At 41.6% G+C, this 6,628-nt stretch carries 1 protein-coding gene, 2 tRNA genes, 3 rRNA genes and 1 pseudogene; 6 read left to right on the forward strand and 1 reads right to left on the reverse strand.

Annotation, left to right across the window (positions count from 1 at the left end; genetic code table 11):
• Nucleotides 1-368: 368 nt before the first annotated feature.
• From B9N62_RS10115 to B9N62_RS11075, 6 genes are all read left to right on the forward strand, one after another.
• A 16S ribosomal RNA gene (locus tag B9N62_RS10115) occupies nucleotides 369-1,879 on the forward strand.
• A gap of 94 nt (nucleotides 1,880-1,973) precedes the next feature.
• Nucleotides 1,974-2,050: transfer RNA gene (locus B9N62_RS10120), tRNA-Ile, on the forward strand.
• Nucleotides 2,051-2,062: 12 nt separating this feature from the next.
• Nucleotides 2,063-2,138, forward strand: a tRNA-Ala gene (locus tag B9N62_RS10125).
• Between the two features lie 326 nt (nucleotides 2,139-2,464).
• Nucleotides 2,465-5,368 (forward strand): 23S ribosomal RNA (locus tag B9N62_RS10130).
• 133 nt (nucleotides 5,369-5,501) lie between these two features.
• Nucleotides 5,502-5,620: ribosomal RNA gene (rrf, locus tag B9N62_RS10135) — 5S ribosomal RNA — on the forward strand.
• The 16S, 23S and 5S rRNA genes sit together here with 2 tRNA genes alongside, the layout of an rRNA operon.
• A gap of 221 nt (nucleotides 5,621-5,841) precedes the next feature.
• On the forward strand, nucleotides 5,842-6,288 hold the full coding sequence (locus tag B9N62_RS11075; RefSeq protein ID WP_087585339.1) for a ComEA family DNA-binding protein: 447 nt from the start codon (nucleotides 5,842-5,844) through the stop codon (nucleotides 6,286-6,288).
• A gap of 151 nt (nucleotides 6,289-6,439) precedes the next feature.
• Here the strand turns inward: B9N62_RS11075 and B9N62_RS10145 are convergent.
• Nucleotides 6,440-6,628, reverse strand: a pseudogene (locus tag B9N62_RS10145) (Rrf2 family transcriptional regulator); the annotation flags it as partial.

A 6,628-nucleotide genomic window follows, 5' to 3' on the forward strand; every position in this document is an offset into this window, starting at 1 on the left:
AAACTAAACCCTTAAACCTATAATAAAAATACACAATTTAAAATTTTAAAGCATCCAACAATTTTTTCTAAAATTCCCTAATTATTTCAACTATCTTTAAGTATTGCTCGTATATAATTCCAGCTCACGAAACGAGAAACCACCTTTAACTTCACTGGTTAATAAAGCCTTTTCTTTTTATCGTTGTTCTTTTAACTTACAATTGTTAAACTATTAGTCAATCTTTGAAATCTAAACAAGTGATCGATTGAGCCAGTCTATTATTTTATAATTTATAATAGATTAGACAAACTAATAAATAAAACTAAAAGTTTTTTGATTAAAAACTTCATAATAAAATCCTATCAAATAAATTTTGATAGGTAATTAATATGGAGAGTTTGATCCTGGCTCAGAGTGAACGCTGGCGGCGTGCCTAATACATGCAAGTCGAACGGACAAGTAAGAGCTTGCTCTTATGAGTTAGTGGCGCACGGGTGAGTAATGTATAGCTAATCTGCCCTACACTAGAGGACAACAGTTGGAAACGGCTGCTAATACTCTATACTCCTGTCTTACATAAGTTAGATAGGGAAAGTTTTTCGGTGTAGGATGAGGCTATATTGTATCAGCTAGTTGGTGAGGTAATGGCTCACCAAGGCTATGACGCATAACTGGTCTGAGAGGATGATCAGTCACACTGGAACTGAGACACGGTCCAGACTCCTACGGGAGGCAGCAGTAGGGAATATTGCTCAATGGGGGAAACCCTGAAGCAGCAACGCCGCGTGGAGGATGACACTTTTCGGAGCGTAAACTCCTTTTGTTAGGGAAGAATAATGACGGTACCTAACGAATAAGCACCGGCTAACTCCGTGCCAGCAGCCGCGGTAATACGGAGGGTGCAAGCGTTACTCGGAATCACTGGGCGTAAAGGACGCGTAGGCGGATTATCAAGTCTCTTGTGAAATCCTATGGCTTAACCATAGAACTGCTTGGGAAACTGATAATCTAGAGTGAGGGAGAGGCAGATGGAATTGGTGGTGTAGGGGTAAAATCCGTAGAGATCACCAGGAATACCCATTGCGAAGGCGATCTGCTGGAACTCAACTGACGCTAATGCGTGAAAGCGTGGGGAGCAAACAGGATTAGATACCCTGGTAGTCCACGCCCTAAACGATGTATACTAGTTGTTGCTAAGCTAGTCTTGGCAGTAATGCACCTAACGGATTAAGTATACCGCCTGGGGAGTACGGTCGCAAGATTAAAACTCAAAGGAATAGACGGGGACCCGCACAAGCGGTGGAGCATGTGGTTTAATTCGAAGATACGCGAAGAACCTTACCCGGACTTGATATCTAACAAATCATCTAGAGATAGAAGAGTGTCTGCTTGCAGAAATGTTAAGACAGGTGCTGCACGGCTGTCGTCAGCTCGTGTCGTGAGATGTTGGGTTAAGTCCCGCAACGAGCGCAACCCACGTCATTAGTTGCTAACAGTTCGGCTGAGCACTCTAATGAGACTGCCTTCGTAAGGAGGAGGAAGGTGTGGACGACGTCAAGTCATCATGGCCCTTATGTCCGGGGCGACACACGTGCTACAATGGCATATACAATGAGAAGCAATATCGCGAGATGGAGCAAATCTATAAAATATGTCCCAGTTCGGATTGGAGTCTGCAACTCGACTCCATGAAGCCGGAATCGCTAGTAATCGTAGATCAGCCATGCTACGGTGAATACGTTCCCGGGTCTTGTACTCACCGCCCGTCACACCATGGGAGTTGATTTCACTCGAAGCCGGAATACTAAATTAGTTACCGTCCACAGTGGAATCAGCGACTGGGGTGAAGTCGTAACAAGGTAACCGTAGGAGAACCTGCGGTTGGATCACCTCCTTTCTAGAGTACATATAGATATTCTCTCACAAGATATCTATAAGAAAGATATTCTCAATCATCCTTGTTTAGTTTTGAAAGATTGATAGACCTATAGGGGCCTATAGCTCAGCTGGTTAGAGTGCACCCCTGATAAGGGTGAGGTCACAAGTTCAAGTCTTGTTAGGCCCACCAGAGAATTTAATTGGGGAATTAGCTCAGCTGGGAGAGCGCCTGCTTTGCACGCAGGAGGTCAGCGGTTCGATCCCGCTATTCTCCACCATAAAATAGTTTAACTATATTAAGTCTAATTAGAGAGCTTAAAAATTAAACTTTCTAATTAGACTTTTGTCTAAATGTTCTTTTAATTAATATTGTTAATAGTCACAAGCAAGTTTTAAAAACAATTTTACAGGACTTGTTAAAGATTTAAATTTCTATTCTCTTTGCATTTAATGCAAAAGTTTGACATCACAATCTATTTAGGATTTAAAACTTATCTAAATAGTAGTCAATGCTTTCCGTCTTGAGGGCTAGAATTTAAATATAGTAACATAAAGTTATCTTTAACAAGGAAGTGATGCGAATTAGAATAATCTAATATAGAAAAGGTAAGCTACAAAGAGCAAGTGGTGGATGCCTTGGCTAGTAGAGGCGATGAAAGACGTGCCAGGCTGCGATAAGTCTCGGGGAGCCGTCAAGGGGCTTTGATCCGGGAATTTCTGAATGGGGCAACCCAGTTAAGCGCGAGCTTAACTACCTAATATGGAGCGAACGAGGGGAATTGAAACATCTTAGTACCCTCAGGAAAAGAAATCAAAAGAGATTACGCTAGTAGCGGCGAGCGAACGCGTAAGAGGGCAAACCGTTAGTTTACTAACGGGGTTGTAGGACTGCAATATAGACTAAACTTAGCTAATAGAATAATTTGGAAAGATTAAGCATAGAGGGTGATACTCCCGTATATGAAAGCTTTGTTTTACTTGGCAGTATCCTGAGTAGGGCGGAACACGTGATATTCTGTCTGAAGCTGGGTAGACCACTATCCAACCCTAAATACTACTACTAGACCGATAGTGCACAAGTACCGTGAGGGAAAGGTGAAAAGAACTGAGGTGATCAGAGTGAAATAGAACCTGAAACCATTTGCTTACAATCATTCAGAGCCCTATGATTTATCAGGGTGATGGACTGCCTTTTGCATAATGAGCCTGCGAGTTGTGATGTCTGGCAAGGTTAAGGAAACCCGGAGCCGTAGCGAAAGCGAGTCTTAATAGGGCGTTTAGTCAGACGTTGCAGACCCGAAACGATGTGATCTATCCATGAGCAGGTTGAAACCGGTGTAAGAGCCGGTGGAGGACCGAACCCGCTAGCGTTGAAAAGCTATGGGATGACTTGTGGATAGGGGTGAAAGGCCAATCAAACATCGTGATAGCTGGTTCTCTCCGAAATATATTTAGGTATAGCGTCATGTAGTAACACTAGGGGGTAGAGCACTGAATGGGCTAGGGCATACACCAATGTACCAAACCCTATCAAACTCCGAATACCTAGTGTGTAATCATGGCAGTCAGGCGGCGAGTGATAAAATCCGTCGTCGAGAGGGGAACAACCCAGACTAACAGCTAAGGTCCCTAAATCTCATTTAAGTGGAAAACGATGTGGAGTTACTTAAACAACCAGGAGGTTGGCTTAGAAGCAGCCATCCTTTAAAGAAAGCGTAATAGCTCACTGGTCTAGTGATTCTGCGCGGAAAATATAACGGGGCTAAAATGAGTACCGAAGCTTTAGACTTAGTTTTACTAAGTGGTAGGAGAGCGTTGTATTTGCGTTGAAGGTATACCGGTAAGGAGTGCTGGAGCGAATACAAGTGAGCATGCAGGCATGAGTAGCGATAATTGGGGTGAGAATCCCCAACGCCGTAAACCCAAGGTTTCCTACGCGATGCTCGTCATCGTAGGGTTAGCCGGGTCCTAAGCAAAGTCCGAAAGGGGTATGCGATGGAAAATTGGTTAATATTCCAATGCCAACTATAATGTGCGATGGAAGGACGCTTAGAGTTAAGCAAGCTAGCGGATGGTAGTGCTAGTCGAAAGGTGTAGGTTAAGATCCAGGCAAATCCGGATCTTTTTAAGCCGAGACCCCACAGGCGTTTGAAGTTCTTCGGAATGGATAGCGAATTGCCGATACTGTCGAGCCAAGAAAAGTTTCTAAGTTTAGTTATAGTTGCCCGTACCGTAAACCGACACAGGTGGGTGGGATGAGTATTCTAAGGCGCGTGGAAGAACTCTCTTCAAGGAACTCTGCAAAATAGCACCGTATCTTCGGTATAAGGTGTGCCTAACTTTGTGAAGGATTTACTCCGTAAGCATTGAAGGTTACAACAAAGAGTCCCTCCCGACTGTTTACCAAAAACACAGCACTCTGCTAACTCGTAAGAGGATGTATAGGGTGTGACGCCTGCCCGGTGCTCGAAGGTTAATTGATGACGTTAGCTCTGCGAAGCGTTTGATCGAAGCCCGAGTAAACGGCGGCCGTAACTATAACGGTCCTAAGGTAGCGAAATTCCTTGTCGATTAAATATCGACCTGCATGAATGGCGTAACGAGATGGGAGCTGTCTCGAAGAGGGATCCAGTGAAATTGTAGTGGAGGTGAAAATTCCTCCTACCCGCGGCAAGACGGAAAGACCCCGTGGACCTTTACTACAGCTTGACACTGCTATTGGGATAAAAATGTGCAGGATAGGTGGGAGGCTTTGATCCATAGACGCCAGTTTATGGTGAGCCGTTGTTGAGATACCACTCTTTTTTATTCTGATAGCTAACTAGCTTGAGTTATCCTCAAGTAGGACAATGTCTGGTGGGTAGTTTGACTGGGGCGGTCGCCTCCCAAAATGTAACGGAGGCTTACAAAGGTTGGCTCAGAACGGTTGGAAATCGTTCGTAGAGTATAAAGGCATAAGCCAGCTTAACTGCGAGACATACACGTCAAGCAGAGACGAAAGTCGGTCTTAGTGATCCGGTGGTTCTGTGTGGAAGGGCCATCGCTCAAAGGATAAAAGGTACCCCGGGGATAACAGGCTGATCTCCCCCAAGAGCTCACATCGACGGGGAGGTTTGGCACCTCGATGTCGGCTCATCGCATCCTGGGGCTGGAGCAGGTCCCAAGGGTATGGCTGTTCGCCATTTAAAGCGGTACGCGAGCTGGGTTCAGAACGTCGTGAGACAGTTCGGTCCCTATCTGCCGTGGGCGCAAGAAGATTGAGGAGAGTTGACCCTAGTACGAGAGGACCGGGTCGAACCAACCACTGGTGTACGAGTTGTTCTGCCAAGAGCACCGCTCGGTAGCTATGTTGGGATGTGATAACTGCTGAAAGCATCTAAGCAGGAAGCCAACTCCAAGATGAATCTTCTTTTAAGAGCTCATATAGACTATGTGTTTGATAGGCTGGGTGTGTAATGGATGAAAGTCCTTTAGCTGACCAGTACTAATAGCTCGTCTGCTTATCTTTTAATAAGCATCACTTCCTTGTTAAGGATAAAAACTTAATAAGATATGTTTTTATAAAACTTTGTTTATGACTTTTAACTTTATCAAGTAGTGTTAAATAAGAGATTTATCTAATGTATCTTTTATTTAACACTGCCCGTGACTATACAGACGAGGAAACGCCTTGCTCCATCTCGAACCAAGAAGCTAAGCTCGTCCTGGCTGATGATACTCTCCCTTACTGGGATGTTGGAAAAGTAGGTCGTTGCGGGCTTTGTTAATTTTTAATCTTCTTTATCTAAACAATCTTCCTTTAATATTATTTCTTAATTTATAACAAAATATCAAATCTTATATTTATTTATATTTTTAAATAATTAGACTTTTTATCTTTACATTTATAAATATCTTTTAGTTTATGCTTTTATGCGAGTGTTGACTAAAAACACCAAATATGATAGACTCCAAACCCAAATTTACCCAAAAAGGACAAAAATGAAAAAGATTGTATTCTCACTATTAGTAGCAGCTTCTACATTACTAGCAGCCATAAATTTAAACACAGCTACAAAAGAAGAGTTAATGAGTTTAGATGGTATAGGATCTTCAAAGGCAGATGCAATAATAGAGTATAGAAAAGCAAATAAATTTAACTCAATAGAAGATATAAAAAATGTAAATGGTATAGGTGATAAGACATTTGAAAATTTAAAATCAGATATATCAGTATCAGGCACTACAAAGATAGATGACACAAAATCAAAAATAAAATCTAAAAAAGATGAGATAAAAGAAAAAGCAAGTAAAAAGAGTGATGAAGTAAAAGAGAAAAAAGATAGCGCTAAAGATAATAGTATAAAAGAGATAAAAGATAAGAAAGAAAAGCTAAAAGATAAAACAGAGAAAAAGAGTAAAGCTAAAAAAGAGAAGAGTAAAGAGTAATAAAAAGCTAGAAATTTATAAAAATTCTTACATAAAGATATATAAAAATAGTTAGGAGCGCATAGCGTTCCTAATAAATAAAATAGATTGGTTTTTTATATATCAGCCTACTTTTTAAATTCTATAACTTAGTTTACCTACTTTTTAAATTTTATAAATTAATAAGCTCATCTAATAGGTCTTGTAAAGTAATGCTTCTTAAACTATCCTCTAAAGCTTCTTGTGCTTTTAGGAAGTGACCAGTTAAAAGTCCCTCGATCTTGCTACCAAGTGGGCAGGCTTTAGGTGAGTCAGAGTGAATTTTAAAAAGTTTTTCTTTATCATTTACTGCGTTAAAAAT

This window comes from Campylobacter concisus (genome assembly GCF_002165785.1).
In the GTDB taxonomy this organism is placed as follows: Bacteria; Campylobacterota; Campylobacteria; order Campylobacterales; family Campylobacteraceae; genus Campylobacter_A; species Campylobacter_A concisus_W.

Bases quoted from the DNA above. Each gene is read 5' to 3' on its own strand.
- B9N62_RS11075 (WP_087585339.1), top strand. From the start codon at position 5,842: ATGAAAAAGATTGTATTCTCACTATTAGTAGCAGCTTCTACATTACTA.